The sequence below is a fragment of the Streptococcus infantis genome, assembly GCF_047464715.1.
GTDB classification, from domain to species: domain Bacteria; phylum Bacillota; class Bacilli; order Lactobacillales; family Streptococcaceae; genus Streptococcus; species Streptococcus infantis_S.
This window is the reverse complement of the sequence record NZ_JASHBJ010000001.1, coordinates 25,300-40,408: the sequence shown is the minus strand read 5'-3', so window position 1 is coordinate 40,408 and position 15,109 is coordinate 25,300. Positions and strand designations below refer to the sequence as shown.

General features: G+C 41.0%; 20 protein-coding genes. 3 read left to right on the top strand and 17 right to left on the bottom strand.

The genetic code is table 11. The annotated features are described in order from the left end of the window. Window positions 1-54: 54 nt before the first annotated feature. Complete coding sequence (locus QM419_RS00305) at window positions 55-1,023, top strand: aromatic acid exporter family protein (protein WP_414277506.1); 969 nt, start codon at window positions 55-57, stop codon at window positions 1,021-1,023. Between the two features lie 53 nt (window positions 1,024-1,076). On the opposite strand, the gene QM419_RS00300 is transcribed toward QM419_RS00305, so the two are convergent. Both QM419_RS00300 and typA read right to left on the bottom strand, forming a co-directional pair. Beyond that, on the bottom strand, window positions 1,077-1,331 hold the full coding sequence (locus QM419_RS00300) for a DUF3165 family protein (RefSeq protein ID WP_414277505.1): 255 nt from the start codon (window positions 1,329-1,331) through the stop codon (window positions 1,077-1,079). A gap of 19 nt (window positions 1,332-1,350) precedes the next feature. Then, window positions 1,351-3,192 (bottom strand): translational GTPase TypA, encoded by a 1,842-nt coding sequence (gene typA / locus QM419_RS00295; RefSeq protein ID WP_414277504.1) that lies wholly within the window; start codon window positions 3,190-3,192, stop codon window positions 1,351-1,353. Window positions 3,193-3,353: 161 nt separating this feature from the next. Between typA and QM419_RS00290 the strand changes: the two genes are divergently transcribed. Next, the gene (locus QM419_RS00290) at window positions 3,354-4,079 is read left to right on the top strand and encodes a pseudouridine synthase (protein WP_414277503.1); all 726 of its coding nucleotides are present in this window, start codon (window positions 3,354-3,356) and stop codon (window positions 4,077-4,079) included. Between the two features lie 39 nt (window positions 4,080-4,118). Here QM419_RS00290 and QM419_RS00285 read toward each other — a convergent pair whose 3' ends face one another. From QM419_RS00285 to QM419_RS00250, 8 genes are all read right to left on the bottom strand, one after another. After that, complete coding sequence (locus tag QM419_RS00285; RefSeq protein ID WP_414277502.1) at window positions 4,119-4,346, bottom strand: DUF4190 domain-containing protein; 228 nt, start codon at window positions 4,344-4,346, stop codon at window positions 4,119-4,121. Between the two features lie 197 nt (window positions 4,347-4,543). Then, a complete protein-coding gene (locus QM419_RS00280) occupies window positions 4,544-4,771 on the bottom strand; it encodes a hypothetical protein (protein WP_006149827.1) in 228 nt (75 codons plus the stop codon). 90 nt (window positions 4,772-4,861) lie between these two features. Beyond that, window positions 4,862-5,242 (bottom strand): rhodanese-like domain-containing protein, encoded by a 381-nt coding sequence (locus QM419_RS00275; protein ID WP_006149793.1) that lies wholly within the window; start codon window positions 5,240-5,242, stop codon window positions 4,862-4,864. Between the two features lie 5 nt (window positions 5,243-5,247). Then, window positions 5,248-5,463, bottom strand: coding sequence for a YqgQ family protein (locus QM419_RS00270; protein WP_080560879.1), 216 nt, complete (start codon window positions 5,461-5,463; stop codon window positions 5,248-5,250). A gap of 58 nt (window positions 5,464-5,521) precedes the next feature. Beyond that, the gene (locus QM419_RS00265; RefSeq protein WP_414253947.1) at window positions 5,522-5,989 is read right to left on the bottom strand and encodes an ECF transporter S component; all 468 of its coding nucleotides are present in this window, start codon (window positions 5,987-5,989) and stop codon (window positions 5,522-5,524) included. After that, window positions 5,967-6,740, bottom strand: coding sequence for a bifunctional hydroxymethylpyrimidine kinase/phosphomethylpyrimidine kinase (locus QM419_RS00260; protein ID WP_414253948.1), 774 nt, complete (start codon window positions 6,738-6,740; stop codon window positions 5,967-5,969). Before QM419_RS00260 ends, QM419_RS00265 begins: the two co-directional genes overlap by 23 nt. Then, window positions 6,730-7,479 (bottom strand): tRNA pseudouridine(38-40) synthase TruA, encoded by a 750-nt coding sequence (truA, locus tag QM419_RS00255; protein ID WP_414253949.1) that lies wholly within the window; start codon window positions 7,477-7,479, stop codon window positions 6,730-6,732. Before truA ends, QM419_RS00260 begins: the two co-directional genes overlap by 11 nt. An 85-nt stretch (window positions 7,480-7,564) precedes the next feature. Beyond that, on the bottom strand, window positions 7,565-8,020 hold the full coding sequence (locus tag QM419_RS00250) for a GNAT family N-acetyltransferase (protein WP_414277501.1): 456 nt from the start codon (window positions 8,018-8,020) through the stop codon (window positions 7,565-7,567). A gap of 69 nt (window positions 8,021-8,089) precedes the next feature. On the opposite strand from QM419_RS00250, the gene QM419_RS00245 reads away from it, so the two are divergent. Continuing rightward, window positions 8,090-8,752, top strand: coding sequence for a prepilin peptidase (locus tag QM419_RS00245; RefSeq protein ID WP_414277500.1), 663 nt, complete (start codon window positions 8,090-8,092; stop codon window positions 8,750-8,752). On the opposite strand, the gene trpA is transcribed toward QM419_RS00245, so the two are convergent. The 7 genes from trpA to trpE are packed head-to-tail and all read right to left on the bottom strand — an operon-like array spanning window position 8,721 to window position 14,986. Next, on the bottom strand, window positions 8,721-9,503 hold the full coding sequence (gene trpA / locus QM419_RS00240) for a tryptophan synthase subunit alpha (RefSeq protein ID WP_414277499.1): 783 nt from the start codon (window positions 9,501-9,503) through the stop codon (window positions 8,721-8,723). The genes QM419_RS00245 and trpA overlap by 32 nt on opposite strands. After that, the gene (gene trpB / locus QM419_RS00235; RefSeq protein ID WP_414277498.1) at window positions 9,496-10,719 is read right to left on the bottom strand and encodes a tryptophan synthase subunit beta; all 1,224 of its coding nucleotides are present in this window, start codon (window positions 10,717-10,719) and stop codon (window positions 9,496-9,498) included. Before trpB ends, trpA begins: the two co-directional genes overlap by 8 nt. Beyond that, a complete protein-coding gene (locus QM419_RS00230) occupies window positions 10,697-11,296 on the bottom strand; it encodes a phosphoribosylanthranilate isomerase (RefSeq protein ID WP_414277497.1) in 600 nt (199 codons plus the stop codon). The genes trpB and QM419_RS00230 overlap by 23 nt, the downstream gene beginning before the upstream one ends. After that, window positions 11,283-12,050 carry an indole-3-glycerol phosphate synthase TrpC gene (trpC, locus tag QM419_RS00225; RefSeq protein WP_414277496.1) on the bottom strand — a complete coding sequence of 256 codons (768 nt, stop codon included), beginning with the start codon at window positions 12,048-12,050 and terminating at the stop codon, window positions 11,283-11,285. Before trpC ends, QM419_RS00230 begins: the two co-directional genes overlap by 14 nt. After that, entirely contained in the window at window positions 12,047-13,051 is a 1,005-nt protein-coding gene (gene trpD, locus QM419_RS00220) for an anthranilate phosphoribosyltransferase (RefSeq protein ID WP_414277495.1), read from the bottom strand. Before trpD ends, trpC begins: the two co-directional genes overlap by 4 nt. Before the next feature lie 10 nt (window positions 13,052-13,061). After that, window positions 13,062-13,628, bottom strand: a complete 567-nt coding sequence (locus QM419_RS00215; protein WP_414277494.1) for an aminodeoxychorismate/anthranilate synthase component II — start codon at window positions 13,626-13,628, stop codon at window positions 13,062-13,064. Continuing rightward, a complete protein-coding gene (gene trpE, locus QM419_RS00210) occupies window positions 13,625-14,986 on the bottom strand; it encodes an anthranilate synthase component I (protein WP_414277493.1) in 1,362 nt (453 codons plus the stop codon). The genes QM419_RS00215 and trpE overlap by 4 nt, the downstream gene beginning before the upstream one ends. Window positions 14,987-15,109: the final 123 nt, after the last annotated feature.

Sequence of the window (15,109 nt, the reverse complement as noted above, 5' to 3'; positions counted from 1 at the left end):
TAAAATTCCTTTTATAATAAGTAGTATAACTATTATTCATTTGGAAAGTATTCTATGTCTATCACTCAACGTACTTTAAAATTAGTCCTGGCAACCTGCTTTGCCTGTTTTCTAGCCTACTTTTTTGATTTGTCATCAGCTGTTTCAGCTGGTATCATTGCTATCTTGAGTCTTTCTGATACTCGAAGAAGTACGATCAAGCTAGCTAGAAATCGCCTTTTTTCAACTCTCCTTGCTCTTCTGGTTGGTGTCATAACTTTCCAACTGACTGGCTATCATATCTGGAGTTTTGGACTCTACTTAGCAATCTATGTTCCTCTAGCCTATAAACTGGGTTGGGAAATTGGAATTACTCCTAGTAGCGTCCTGGTCAGCCATCTCTTAATCCAACAATCAACAGCACCAGCACTTTTACTGAATGAGCTCTTACTCTTCCTAATCGGTACTGGCTTTGCACTTCTGGTCAATCTCTATATGCCTTCACGTGAAAAAGAAATTCAACATTATCATACTCTTGTTGAAGAAAAACTCAGAGATGTTCTTCTACGGCTTTCTTACTATCTGAAAAGAGGGGATGGTCGAAATCAAGCTCAACTAGTCAACGAACTTGATCAACTACTTGAGGATGCTCTTAAGTTAGTTTACCTCGATCACTCTGACCATCTCTTTCACCAGACAGATTATCATATCCACTACTTCGAGATGCGACAAAGACAAACGCGTATCTTAAGAAATATGGCTCAACAGATTAACACATGCCAACTAGCCGCTAGTGAGAGTTTGATTGTCGCTCAGCTCTTTTCAAAAACAGCTAGCCAACTGAGTCAAACCAATCCAGCCTACGACTTATTGAATGATATTGAGAGCTACCTTCAGGTGTTTCGCAATCGATCTCTCCCTAAAACTAGAGAAGAGTTTGAGACACGAGCAACCCTATTACAACTCTTTCGTGAATTAGAACATTTTATCCAGATAAAAGTAGATTTCTACAACCGTTATTCTGACAAAAACAGTAACAAATAAAAACTTCTATCGGCAAACTAGTTGCTGATAGAAGTTTTTTGTTATGAATAGATTTAACTTTCGCGCTTCTTTCGAATCGACATGAGACTGATATCTCTCAAACTAAAGTAAGTAAGAGCCAGCATTCCCAATGTTATATAGATTTCTGCTGGAAGTTGGAAGATCTGTAGAGCCGACAGCATCAATAAAATCAAGAGAGCAACCAATCCGAAAACCAGAATAACAACGTTGACTGTTCCCTTAATACTTTGAGGGGTCGCAAAGATATAGAGTAAGAGTAATAAAATCCCTATGATTAGATAGACCATCTTTATCTCTTTCTAGCTCTTATTCAGCTGATTTTTTCTTTTTGTTTGCTTTCTCACGCTCTGCCTTGTTAAGGATTTGTTTACGCAAACGAATCGATTCAGGCGTTACTTCCATGTACTCATCGTCGTTCAAGAACTCAAGTGATTCTTCAAGTGTCAAGATACGAGGAGTTTTGATAACCGCTGTTTGGTCCTTGGTAGCTGAACGAACGTTAGTCATTTGTTTTGCTTTCGTGATATTAACAGTCAAGTCATTTTCACGAGAGTTTTCACCGATGATCATTCCTTCGTAAACCTCAGTACCTGGGTTAACAAAAATAGTACCACGTTCTTCGATAGACATGATTGAGTAGGTTGTTGCCTTACCAGCATCGATAGAAACAAGAGCACCACGGTGACGTCCACCGATTTCACCTGGAATCAATGGCAAGTATTGGTCGAAGGTATGGTTCATGATACCGTAACCACGAGTCATTGACAAGAACTCAGTTGAGTATCCAATCAAACCACGCGCAGGAACTAGGAAGACCAAACGAGTTTGACCGTTACCAGTTGAGATCATATCCAACATTTCACCTTTACGTTCAGAAAGACTTTGGATAACAGAACCTTGGTATTCTTCTGGTGTGTCGATTTGCACGCGTTCAAATGGTTCACATTTGACACCATCAATTTCTTTTACGATAACTTCTGGACGAGACACTTGAAGCTCATAACCTTCACGACGCATAGTCTCGATAAGGATTGACAAGTGCAATTCCCCACGTCCTGAAACCGTCCATTTATCTGGTGAGTCTGTTGGGTCTACACGAAGAGATACGTCTGTTTGTAACTCAGCTTGAAGACGTTCTTCAACCTTACGAGAAGTCACCCATTTTCCTTCACGACCAGCAAATGGTGAGTTATTAACCAAGAAAGTCATTTGAAGAGTTGGTTCATCGATGTGAAGAACTGGAAGAGCTTCAACTGCATCTGTTGGAGTGATTGTTTCCCCAACGAAAATGTCTTCCATACCTGATACGGCAATCAAATCACCAGCCTTAGCTTCTTGGATTTCACGACGTTCCAAACCAAAGAAACCAAAGAGTTTTGTAACACGGAAGTTCTTGGTTGTTCCGTCAAGTTTAGAAAGGGTAACTTGGTCCCCAACCTTGACTGTACCACGGAAGACACGTCCGATACCAATACGTCCTACGAAGTCATTGTAGTCAAGAAGTGATACTTGGAATTGAAGAGGCTCATCTGAGTTATCGATTGGAGCTGGAATGTGGTCGATAATGGTGTCAAAGATTGGCGCCATAGTCTTTTCTTGGTCTGCTGGATCATCTGACAATGAAGATGTTCCGTTGATCGCTGAAGCATAGACTACTGGGAAGTCAAGCTGATCATCATCTGCACCAAGTTCGATGAAAAGTTCCAAAACTTCATCCACTACTTCTGCTGGACGAGCTGATGGCTTATCGATTTTGTTAACTACAACGATAGGCACAAGGTCTTGTTCCAAGGCTTTTTTCAATACGAAACGAGTCTGTGGCATGGTTCCTTCGTAAGCATCTACGACCAAAACAACACCATCAACCATTTTCATGATACGCTCAACTTCTCCACCGAAGTCCGCGTGTCCTGGTGTATCCATGATGTTGATACGAGTTCCGTTGTAGGCAACGGCTGTATTTTTCGCAAGGATAGTAATTCCACGCTCTTTTTCAATATCGTTTGAGTCCATTGCACGCTCAGCTAATTCTGTACGTGCGTCAAGAGTTTCAGATTGTTTTAATAATTCGTCAACGAGGGTTGTTTTCCCGTGGTCGACGTGGGCGATAATCGCGATATTACGGATATCTTCTCTTAATTTTGTCATGATTTCCTCTGTTATATTCAAAAATTTATTTTCTAACTGAGCAATTATACCACAATTTTAAGCAAATGACTTAACTCAAGTAAGTGTAAATGTTTTCAAAAGAAAATTCATGACTTATCTTTTCTTTTCAAAAATCCTGACTTGTGATAAGATAGGCTGGTATGCGTTTAGATAATTTATTAGCCCAGGAAAAAATCAGTCGAAAAGCCATGAAACAGGCTCTTATCAAAAAAGAAATCTTAATAGATGGAGTCCCTGCTACTTCCCTTGCACAGAATGTTGATACGGGATTACAAGAGTTGATTTTTCAGGGTAGAAAAATCCAAGGATATGAGCACACCTATCTCATGCTTCACAAACCAAATGGTGTCGTGACAGCAAGCAAGGACAAGAAGCTCCCAACGGTTATGGACTTACTACCTCAACACCTCCAGTCGGCTCATCTTTACGCAATTGGTCGATTGGATAGAGATACGACAGGGTTGCTCCTCCTAACAGATAATGGCCCTCTAGGTTTTCAACTTCTCCACCCTCAATATCATGTCGATAAAACTTATCAAGTTGAGGTGAACGGCTTGCTCACACCAGATCACATCCAGCAGTTCAAAAATGGGATTGTCTTTCTTGATGGAACTGTCTGTAAACCTGCTCAGCTTGAAATTCTAGCCTCAAGTCTTAGCCACAGTAGAGCCACCATCACCATCTCTGAAGGAAAATTTCACCAGGTCAAGAAAATGTTCCTCTCTGTCGGTGTCAAGGTCATTGCCCTCAAACGAGTTCAGTTCGGGGATTTTCTATTAGACCCTGACCTAGCAGAAGGTCAATATCGGCACTTGAATAAAGAAGAATTGAAAACCATTAAAAAATACTTAGAAAAGAGTAGGTAAAACAAAAAAGCTTTAAAAATAAAGCTTTTTTAATCATCTTTAACTCATGTGTAAGAAAATTCCAATAATCCAGTTAAGAGCAGAAAGAACAATACCTACAATAGACACAATTCTCTCTGTTTTATAATCTAATCCAGATTCTTTTTGAAGTTCGTTAGCATATAAAAAACCAACGATACCTAAACCAATACCTCCCAACGGAAATAACAAACTAAGAATGATAGATAGGATACCCACTATAAGTGGATTTTTCTTCTTTTCTTCCATTTTTCAATAAACTCCTTAAATTTTTTACACATTCATTATATCATAAAAACCGGCTTTATCTATTAGTAACAAGATTTAGAACTATGAAAACCTGTCCCTGAGCTAGAAAGAATTAGAAATGATTAAAAACCACTTAACGAAAAATGGGTAAAACAAAAAAGCTTTAAAAATAAAGCTTTTTTTTGTTAGAATCCTGATTAGTGCATCATCAAAATGACTCCTGCAATCCAGTTAAGGACTGAAATGACAATCCCTACGATATTGAGGATTTTTTCTGTTTTATAATTTAGTCCAGATTGATTTTGATGTGAATTACCCAAAACAAGACCAATAATACCCAAAATCAAACCAACGATTGGAGATAGCAAACCAAGGACGATAGATAGGATACCTAAAACAAGCGATGCCTTTTTCTTTTCTTGCATAATAAAAACTCCTTAAAATTTATATTACTATTATACCATAAAAAATCGGTTTTCTATATTAAACATATGTGACAAGTTGTTTTCACATTGTTAATTAGATTTCACCTTCCCAGTCCAAGAATCCAATCCGTAAGAAAGGATATAGATTTCTGAGAAACCTTGTTTTTTCAAGAAAAGTGCTGCATTGGTCACACGTTGCGCACGTTGGTTCTCATAAAGAAGGACAGGCTTATCCTTGCGAAGCGCTGCAAGACTTGTCTTCAATTGATTTGAAGGGATATTACGAGCTCCAAGGATATGTTTTCTGTGAAAGTCAGCTGGATCACGCAAGTCAATTAACTGACCTGTACGAATCAAAGACTCAAACTCTGCATTGTCTACAATCTTCGCTGCACGACGAATGCGAAGATAGTTGTATCCCATCCATGCTAACATTGCTACGACAAGTCCCCACAAAACCCAAGTTACCATAATACTTAATCTCCATTTTTCTCTAAATAGTCTAATTCTAGTTTGTGCTCTCGGCGCAGAACAGCTTCCGCTTCTAAGTAATCTAGCTTGTCCATCAAGCCTGCATCATAGATTCGAGATAATTCAATCTTCATCAGCTCAATATCATAGAGACGTTTCCCCATGTAGACAATGATACCAAACTGTTTGAGAAATTGTTGCACATCGTAGAGTGTTTTCATAGCTTTTATTTTAGCAAATAATCAGAGTTTTTTCAATAGTTCCCATGGAAGACTATTTTTACTGCTTACTAATTTTCTTGATACTCTGATATAGAAGATACCCAACAATCATTCCAACAAAATTCTGCAACAAATTGTGAGGAATATCTGTCAGGGCTACCCCCCAACCTTTCATCCAAGAGGTCGCACATGCATATCCAGCTACCATGAGAAAAGTTGCCAAAACTAATCCAAGCCACCGCCATTTTCCTTTAAAACCTGCAAAGTAACCCTGCAAGCCATGGAAAAGCAAGCTGAAGAACATCCAATGAGGATGACCTGAGATTAGGTCAATAATGAAACCTCCTAGACCTCCGACAATAGCTCCTTCCCGTTTTCCATAATAAAAAGCAGTGAAGAAAACACCAGCATCTAAAAGAGTTAAAATTCCTGTTTGGGTTGGGATTTTGACAATATAACCTAAAACTACTGATAGGGCAGTCAGTATTGATAATAGGGCGATTTTACTTGTTTTGGTTTGCTTCATATTGTCTCACTCCATATTGATCTGCTTGTGCAATAGCTCGGTAAACAAAGGCTTTAGAACTTTCAATTGCTGGTAATAGTTCCTCTCCCTTGACTAACTGACTAGCAATGCTAGATGCAAAGGTACATCCTGCACCAGCATTTTGTCCTTGGATGACTGGATTTTCAAGGATTGTGTAATTTTCTCCGTCATAAAAGACATCCACAGCCTTATCCTGACTGAGGCGATTTCCACCCTTGATAATCACTGCTGGTGCACCCAAGTCATGTAGTTTTTTGGCTGCATTTTTCATGTCTTCCAGACTTTCAATCTTTTGGTCTGCAAGCAACTCTGCCTCAGGAAGATTCGGAGTAACCACAGATACATAAGGGAAAAAGCGAATCAACTCTTGACAGAGCTCACTGACTGCAACGTCATGCGTTTCCTTACAAACGAGAACAGGGTCCAAGACTACTGGAACTCCTTCACGTTCCTTGATGAAATTCAAAGCTTTCTCAGCAACACCAACAGTCGGTAAAAGACCAATTTTAATCCCTCCAAAGTCTACGCTCTTGAGACTATCCAACTGTTGTTGGAAAATAGTTTCATCAGTTGGAAAGACTTCAAAACCATTTTCTGTCAAAGCAGTCAAGCAGGTCATGGCTACAAATCCATGCAAACCATTCAAAGTATAGGTGGCAAGGTCAGCAGCTAATCCACCACCACTAAAAATATCATTTCCTGAAAGTGCTAAAATACGATTATTCTTCATAACGAATCTCCTTCAAATACAAACCATTAGGCCCTGCAGTTGGTCCTGCCAACTGTCTATCCTTTTGCTCCAAGATGAGGTCAATCTGTTCAATCGGCATCCGATTGTTACCAATTTTCAGCAGGGTTCCGACCATATTTCGAATCTGTTTATAGAGGAAACCATTGCCTGAGAAGGTAAAAGTCAAAAACTGCCCTGTTTCATCAACCCTAAGACTGGCTTCCGTGATCGTTCTTACCTTGTCTTCCACACTAGTCCCTGATGCTGTAAAACCAGTAAAATCATGCGTTCCCTCTAGTTTTTTTACAGCAAGCTGCATCCGCTCCACATCTAGTGGATAAGGATAATGAGTCGCATAATGACGACGCATAGGATTTTTAGGACGTCCTCTATCTACGATAAACTCATAGGTCTTGCTATGCTTGGCATAACGGCAATGAAAATCATCAGCCACAATCTCAATCGAAATCACATCGATATCTTCAGGGCTTTGGGTATCGAGAGCAAAACGAAGTTTTTCCTCATCCATCTGATAGGGAAGATCAAAGTGGATGACCTGACCTAATGCATGAACACCACTATCTGTTCGCCCAGCGCCATGAATGGTAATGGCTTGTCCTTTATTTAATTTGGTTAAAGTTTTTTCAATTTCCTCTTGGACACTACGCGCGTGAGGTTGTCGCTGAAAACCAGCAAAAGCGTAGCCATCATAGGAAATTACAGCTTTATATCTAGTCATGTATCTATTCTATCAAGAAAATTTCTCTGCAACAAGTTTGAAAACCAAAAATTGTACGGGTACAGTCCTCGATATCATCTAGTCCTTACCTAGATTTTCTCATTATGTATTTACGTTCTGGAACTTCAATGGTTTGAACAATTTCAAATCCTTCTTTTTGGTAAAGATTCTGAGCTCTTTGATTTGCCTCATAGACATTTAGAGAAATAGTATCTATGTCTTCATTTTCAAAGGCTAAACTGACAAATTTCCTTAAAGCCTGGCTACCTAAGCCCTGCCCCTGTTTCTGGGGGTTGATAAAAAATCTCCCGATATGAAGATTCCTGTCTTCTAGCCTGATTTTCTGGATAAGCCCCACAAACTCTTGTCCATCAAAGATTGAAAAGATTCCTTCCAAATCTTGCAAGACTTGAATTGTTAAGGGAAAAGGAATCATTGTTCCCATCCATTGTTCTTGAAAGGATTTGCCAAGGGAGTTGGACCATTGGCATACGTGCTGAGCATTTTCTGTGCTCATATTTTCTTCAAAACGAATCATCATCTTGACCTCACCATCCTATCAATGTTTCTTTATTATACAACTTCTCTTATTTTTTACGAATAGATAAGTATGATTGATCTTTATTTTTTTCTTGTCGGGAGCATTCTCGCTTCCTTTCTAGGTTTGGTCATTGACCGTTTCCCTGAGCAATCCATTATCCGACCGGCTAGTCACTGCGATTCCTGTCAGACTCGCTTGCGTCCACTAGATTTGATTCCGATCCTCTCTCAGCTCTTCAATCGCTTTCGCTGTCGCTACTGCAAGGCACACTATCCTTTCTGGTATGCCCTCTTTGAATTGGGCTTGGGTGTCCTCTTTCTGGCTTGGTCATGGGGCTGGCTTTCCTTGGGTCAAGTCATCCTAGTAACTGCTGGCTTGACCTTAGGAATCTATGACCTCCAGCATCAAGAATATCCCTTGCTAGTCTGGCTGACCTTTCACCTAATCCTCATAGTTTCCTGTGGTTGGAATCTAGTTATGATTGTCTTTCTTATTCTTGGAATTTTGGCTCACTTTATCGATATCCGCATAGGTGCAGGGGATTTTCTCTTTCTGGCTTCCTGTGCTCTTGTTTTTAGGCTTACTGAAATGCTGATTTTAATTCAATTTGCTTCCACAACTGGCATTATAGCCTTTCTCCTGCTAAAGAAAAAGGAAAGACTACCTTTTGTGCCTTTCCTCTTGCTAGCTACTTGTGTGATTATTTTTGGTAAGCTACTGCTTCTCGGATAAAGTCAGCGATTTCTGCTACTTGTCCTTCATGCAGAGCCTTAACAATCTTGGAACCGACGATAACACCGTCTGATACAGCATTGAAGCGTTCCACATCAGCCTGTGTGGATACACCAAATCCTGTCAAGACTGGAATATCAGCCACTTGATGGAGTTGAAACAAGTGCTTGTCCAAATCATCTCGGTAATTTCCTGACTTCCCTGTGACTCCATTGATAGCAACGGCATAGACAAAACCTTCAGCTCCCTCAATGAGTTCTTTTTGACGCTCAATCCCTGTCGTCAAGCTAACAAGTGGAATCAAAGCAATGTCTGTATCCGCCAAATATGGCTCTACAAAGTTGGCATGTTCATGAGGGAGGTCTGGGATAATCAAGCCCTTGACTGCTGTATCAGCAAGATTTTTAACCAATTTCTCCACACCGTACTGAAAGAGGGGGTTAAAGTAGGTCATGATGACAAGCGGAATTTCTGTTTCAATGGTTTTCAAGGTTTCAACCAAAACCTGGGTAGAGGTTCCGCAAGCTAGACTGCGCAAGCCGGCTTCTTCGATAACAGGACCATCTGCAACTGGGTCAGAAAAGGGAACTCCTACCTCAATGGCAGACACACCCAAATCTTCTAAAAAGTGGATTGTTTCACCGAGACCATCCAAACCTTTCTCATGGTCCCCAGCCATGATATAAGGAACGAAAATTCCCTTTCCAGTCGCTTTAATAGCATTTAATTTTTCTGTTAGTGTCTTAGGCATGGGCTTCTCCCTTCTTTGCTTCGTCTGCTTCCAAGCGGTCCTTGACTTGAACCACATCTTTGTCCCCGCGACCTGATAGACAGACAATCATAGACTTGTCTGGACCAAGTTCTTTGGCCAATTTCACCGCAAAGGCGATAGCGTGACTAGACTCCAAAGCTGGGATAATCCCTTCCACACGAGACAAGAGTTGGAATCCTTCCAAGGCTTCCTCATCTGTCACAGGAACATAGGTCGCACGCTTGATATCGTGATAGTGAGAATGTTCTGGACCGATACCTGGGTAGTCCAAACCTGCTGAGATAGAGAAGGCTTCTAAGATTTGTCCATGGGCATCTTGGAGAACATCCATGAGAGAACCGTGAAGAACTCCTGGGCGACCCTTGGTCAAGGTAGCTGCGTGATACTCTGTATCCACACCAAGTCCTGCCGCTTCAGCTCCATACATAGCAACTGATTCATCTTCCACAAATGGATGGAAGAGACCGATAGCATTCGAACCACCACCTACACAGGCAACGAGCGCATCTGGTAGATTTTCTCCTGTCAATTCACGGTACTGTTGTTTGGCTTCCCGTCCGATAACACTTTGGAAGTCACGAACAATTTCTGGGAAAGGGTGGGGTCCCAAGGCAGAACCTAGGATATAGTGAGTGTCATCGATATTTGCCACCCAAGAACGAAGGGCTGCATTGACTGCATCCTTGAGAACGCGCGAACCATCTGTCACTGCCTCTACCTTAGCTCCTAAAAGTTCCATACGGAAGACATTGAGGGCTTGGCGTTTAACATCTTCCTCACCCATATAGATAGTACATTCCATGTTGAAAAGGGCTGCAGCAGTTGCAGTTGCTACACCGTGCTGACCGGCACCAGTTTCAGCGATAATTTTCTTTTTGCCCATGCGTTTAGCGAGAAGAACTTGTCCCAAGGCATTGTTAATCTTGTGGGCACCTGTATGGTTGAGGTCTTCACGTTTGAGGTAAATCTTGGCTCCACCAATATGCTGGGTCAAATTTTTTGCGTAGTAAAGAGGTGTTTCACGTCCTACATACTGGCGCAAAAGTTTGTTTAACTCCTCTTGGAAACTTGGATCTGCCTGACTTTCACGATATGCCTCTTCTAACTCCAATACTGCTGTCATCAATGTTTCTGGGACAAAACGTCCACCGAATTTCCCGTAAAATCCATCTTTATTTGGTTCTTGATATGCCATGTTTTACCCTCTCTATAAATCTTCTAATCTTTTCATGATCTTTTTGTCCGTCTGTTTCTACCCCACTTGATACATCTACTGCAAAGGGAGTAAAGTGTTGAATAGCTTCTTCTACATTATCCTCATTGAGCCCGCCTGCGATGAAGAAAGGCTGAGATAGTTCTGTCGTATCCAGTTGCCCCCAATCAAAGATTTGACCACTTCCTGCGACAGGTGCATCAAAGAGTAGATAATCTGCCAGAGAATTGGGTACATGCCCATCCCCGTCTACTTGAACAGCCTGAATACTGGCACATGGTAAATTTTCAAATAGTTTATCTACTACCTGACCGTGAACTTGTACCATGTCCAAGCCAACTTTTTCAATCGCTTCTAGTAATTCTTCCCGACTTGGTGAAACAAATACACCAACCTTTTTTACATTTGTAGGAATAATCTCAGCCAGCTCTGTTGCTTGTTCCAAGGTCACCTGTCTTTTGCTAGGAGCAAAGACAAAACCAATGTAGTCTGCTCCAGCCGACACTGCTACCTCTACTGCTTCTTTGGTCGATAGTCCACAAATCTTAACCTTTGTCAATCTGCAACTCCTTGATTCTCTGGGTGACATCTTCCGCTTGCATGAGAGCTGTTCCTACCAAAATTCCGTTAAAGTAGGGTGCAACTCGTTTCGCATCTGCTTCTGTAAAAATAGCAGATTCAGAAATGTACAAGCAATCGTCCTTAAAGTATTGGGCTAAGTCTACACTGGTCTGTAAGTCGACTTCAAAGGTAGTCAAATTACGATTATTCACACCAATAATTTGAGCGCCAAGGCGGTGAGCCACTTCAAGCTCAGCCAGATTATGAGTTTCCACTAACACTTCTAGTCCAAGCTCTGTCGCATAGTCATACAGTTCCTTGAGGCGTTCTTCTGATAAAGCAGCTACGATGAGCAAGATAACTGTCGCACCCGCATTGCGAGCACGGATGATTTGCTTTTCATCGATAATAAAATCCTTGTTTAAAGTCGGAATCTGTACCTGACTGGAAATCTCACGAAGATAATCCAAATGACCTTTAAAGAAAACCTCGTCTGTCAGAACAGAAATCATAACCGCACCGTTAACCTCGTAAGTCTGGGCCTGTTGAACGATATCCACATCCAGGTTGATATCACCCATACTTGGACTTGCCTTCTTGACCTCTGCAATAATTTGCAAACGATCCTGATGGTTTTTCAAATATTCAGCTAAGCGATAGCTTTCACGCAAGGGCTGAAGTTCCTCTCGTTCCATCTTTTCAACTTCACGCGCCTTCTGCTCTAAGATACGTGACAAAAATTCCTGACTCATCTTTGATACTCCTGTAATAGTCTGAGTTTTTCAAGAGCCTTACCACTAGCAATCACTTGGCGTGCCATTTCAACTCCGTCTTTGATACTATCTACCTTACCATTGGCATAAAAACCAAGACCAGCGTTTAAGACTGTTGTTTCCAAGAATGGACTTGGTTCGTTATTAAGAACGCTAACAAGGATGGCTGCATTCTCATGCGCATTTCCGCCACGAATGTCCTCAATGGCAATGCGTTCCATTCCCAAATCTTCTGGAGTAAAGGTTGACAAAGTGATTTCTCCATTTTCAAGAAGGGCAATGCTGGTAGTTCCATTCAAACCAGCTTCATCCAATCCTTCTGGACCAGCTACTACAATGGCACGTTTGCGACCCATGTTTTTCAAAACCTGAGCAGTACTTTCTAGAAGTTCTGGACGACTAATTCCTAGAAGCTGTGTTTCCAAGACCATTGGGTGAATCAGTGGACCTGTCAAATTCATGATGGTTGGAATTCCCAACTCCAAGCGTGCTGGCATGATATATTTCATAGCTGGGTGCATGTTTTTGGCAAAGAGAAAGACGATTCCTGTTTGATCAAATACCTTACCCAATTGTGATGGTTTAAGGTCGATATTGATTCCCAAAGCTTGCAAGACATCTGCTGACCCAGATTTAGAAGAAATAGAGCGATTTCCATGTTTGGCCATATGAATGCCGCCACCAGCCAAGACAAAGGCTGCAGTTGTTGAAATGTTAAAGCTAAATGATTTATCTCCACCCGTACCACAGTTATCCATAGCATCTTGAATGTTGGTTGGGATGTGTTGAGCATGTCCTCTCATAACTTGGGCGAGGGCTGTTCTTTCCTCAGGTGTTTCTCCCTTCATCTTAAGAGCTAACAGTAGAGAAGCGATTTGCGCTTCTGTCACTCGCCCTGTCACGATGCGTTCGATCATATCTGTCATTTCAACACTTGATAGATCTTCAAAGTTCGCTAATTTTTCAATAATCTCTTTCATTTTGTCTTCCTCACTTTACAATTTTCTCGATAAAATTCTGAATAGAAGATAGGCCATCTGGCGTTCCTATACTTTCTGGATGATACTGCAAGCCATAAATCGGCAAGGTTTTGTGTTGAATCCCCATAATAGCTTGGTCATCTGTCGAACGAGCTGTCACTTCAAACTCTTCTGGCATCTCTTCAATTAAAATACTGTGGTAACGCATGACTGGACGATTATCCTCGATTCCTTGATAGAGAACGGAAGGAGTCTCAAATTGAATCTGACTCTGCTTGCCATGCATGACTTTTGGAGCCAAGCCCAACTTGCCACCAAAGACTTCTGCGATGGCCTGGTGCCCCAAACAAATCCCTAGAATCGGTTTCTTACCTGCAAAATCACGAATCATTTCTTCCATTTTCCCAGCATCAGCTGGCCAACCTGGACCAGGAGAAAAGACCAGACCATCTGCTTTTTCAGCTTCTTCATAAAGGTTTGGATCATCATTTCTTAAAACCTGAACTTCTGCGAAATTCCCAATGTATTGAGCCAAGTTATAGGTAAATGAATCATAATTATCAATCAATAAAATCATGGTCTTAGTTCTCCCATTCTAGTCATAGATTTAGCTTTATTAATGGTTTCTTGGTATTCGTTTTGAGCGATAGAATCATAAACAATTCCTGCACCAGCCTGTACGTAGGCTTTTTTATTTTTTAGAATCATAGTTCGAATAGCAATAGCGAAATCCATGTCTCCAGTTGCTGATAGGTAACCGATAGCCCCTGCATAAATACCACGCTTCTCTGTTTCCAACTCATAGATGCGTTTCATAGCCCGAATCTTAGGGGCCCCAGAAACTGTTCCTGCTGGAAGAGTCGTTTTCAAGGCATCCATGGCAGTCAGTTCTGGTAACAAACGTCCTTTAACTACGCTGGTCAAATGCATGACATAGCGAAAAAGTTCCACTTCCATATACTTGGTTACTTGGACACTTGCTGTCTCAGCAATTCTACCGATATCATTGCGTCCTAGGTCCACTAGCATTCGGTGTTCTGCCGTCTCCTTTTCATCAGAAAGTAGATCACTAGCTAATGCTGCATCTTCCTCGTCATTGGAACCTCTAGGTCGCGTACCTGCAATCGGATTTGTTGTTACAATGCCGTTTTTTACGGAAACCAAACTCTCAGGACTGGCACCGATGATTTGATAATCTCCAAAGTCGTAAAAGTAGAGATAATTTGATGGATTTGTCACTCGGAGATTTCTGTAGAAGTCAAAAGGATTTCCAGTTACCTCTGCGGAGAAGCGCTGGCTGAGCACACATTGGAACATATCTCCGTTGCGAATCAAGTCGCGAGCTGTTTCTACCATTTCTTCAAATTTCTGAGGTGCAATATGTGGTCTAAACTGAAGTGGAGAAACGTCCAAATCTTCAAATTCATTTGGAGCAGGGATTTTCAACTCTTCTAAAACCTGATCTAAAGCCACTTCTAGTTCTTCATTACTACGTTCACTGTAGAGAGCATCCTCTATGACATGAATTTTTTCTTTCTTATGGTCAAAAACTATATAACTATCATAAACGAAGAAATGCATATCTGGCGTCCCAATCGTATCTTGAGGGATTTGGCCAATCTCTTCATAGACAGAAATCATATCGTAGCCAACAAAACCAATGGCTCCACCACCAAAGGGTAGTTCTGAATGGTGCTGACTCTTATAAGTTACTTCATAAAGGAAATCCAAGGGGTCACGATCAATCACTTGACCATTTTGATAAAGGACTCCATTTTCGAACTTAATTTCAAAAACTGGATTATAGGCTAAGATAGAAAATCGAGCATTTTCTTTTTCTCTTGGGATACTTTCAAGTATGACCTTGTGTTGTCCCTTTAAGCGCATATAAGCCAAGATTGGTGATAAAACATCTCCATGAATGATTCGTTCCATTGTAATTTCCCTTTCGATTCGTATCTTTATAGAATTTTAGTTTTAATTTATCTTTTTTCTATTTCCCTTAAATAGTGCAGACGGGAGGTAAAATTATCCAGTGGATGATTTTAGAAAACCATG

Bases quoted from the DNA above. Each gene is read 5' to 3' on its own strand.
- trpC (WP_414277496.1), bottom strand. From the start codon at position 12,050: ATGAGTCAGGAATTTTTGTCACGTATCTTAGAGCAGAAGGCGCGTGAA.
- QM419_RS00285 (WP_414277502.1), bottom strand. From the start codon at position 4,346: ATGGAAGAAAAGAAGAAAAATCCACTTATAGTGGGTATCCTATCTATC.
- QM419_RS00215 (WP_414277494.1), bottom strand. From the start codon at position 13,628: ATGATTTTATTGATTGATAATTATGATTCATTTACCTATAACTTGGCT.
- trpD (WP_414277495.1), bottom strand. From the start codon at position 13,051: ATGAAAGAGATTATTGAAAAATTAGCGAACTTTGAAGATCTATCAAGT.
- QM419_RS00300 (WP_414277505.1), bottom strand. From the start codon at position 1,331: ATGGTCTATCTAATCATAGGGATTTTATTACTCTTACTCTATATCTTT.
- trpE (WP_414277493.1), bottom strand. From the start codon at position 14,986: ATGGAACGAATCATTCATGGAGATGTTTTATCACCAATCTTGGCTTAT.
- QM419_RS00280 (WP_006149827.1), bottom strand. From the start codon at position 4,771: ATGCAAGAAAAGAAAAAGGCATCGCTTGTTTTAGGTATCCTATCTATC.
- trpA (WP_414277499.1), bottom strand. From the start codon at position 9,503: ATGCCTAAGACACTAACAGAAAAATTAAATGCTATTAAAGCGACTGGA.
- QM419_RS00290 (WP_414277503.1), top strand. From the start codon at position 3,354: ATGCGTTTAGATAATTTATTAGCCCAGGAAAAAATCAGTCGAAAAGCC.
- QM419_RS00305 (WP_414277506.1), top strand. From the start codon at position 55: ATGTCTATCACTCAACGTACTTTAAAATTAGTCCTGGCAACCTGCTTT.
- QM419_RS00250 (WP_414277501.1), bottom strand. From the start codon at position 8,020: ATGATGATTCGTTTTGAAGAAAATATGAGCACAGAAAATGCTCAGCAC.
- QM419_RS00265 (WP_414253947.1), bottom strand. From the start codon at position 5,989: ATGAAGCAAACCAAAACAAGTAAAATCGCCCTATTATCAATACTGACT.
- QM419_RS00245 (WP_414277500.1), top strand. From the start codon at position 8,090: ATGATTGATCTTTATTTTTTTCTTGTCGGGAGCATTCTCGCTTCCTTT.
- QM419_RS00270 (WP_080560879.1), bottom strand. From the start codon at position 5,463: ATGAAAACACTCTACGATGTGCAACAATTTCTCAAACAGTTTGGTATC.
- QM419_RS00260 (WP_414253948.1), bottom strand. From the start codon at position 6,740: ATGAAGAATAATCGTATTTTAGCACTTTCAGGAAATGATATTTTTAGT.
- QM419_RS00275 (WP_006149793.1), bottom strand. From the start codon at position 5,242: ATGGTAACTTGGGTTTTGTGGGGACTTGTCGTAGCAATGTTAGCATGG.
- typA (WP_414277504.1), bottom strand. From the start codon at position 3,192: ATGACAAAATTAAGAGAAGATATCCGTAATATCGCGATTATCGCCCAC.
- truA (WP_414253949.1), bottom strand. From the start codon at position 7,479: ATGACTAGATATAAAGCTGTAATTTCCTATGATGGCTACGCTTTTGCT.
- trpB (WP_414277498.1), bottom strand. From the start codon at position 10,719: ATGGCATATCAAGAACCAAATAAAGATGGATTTTACGGGAAATTCGGT.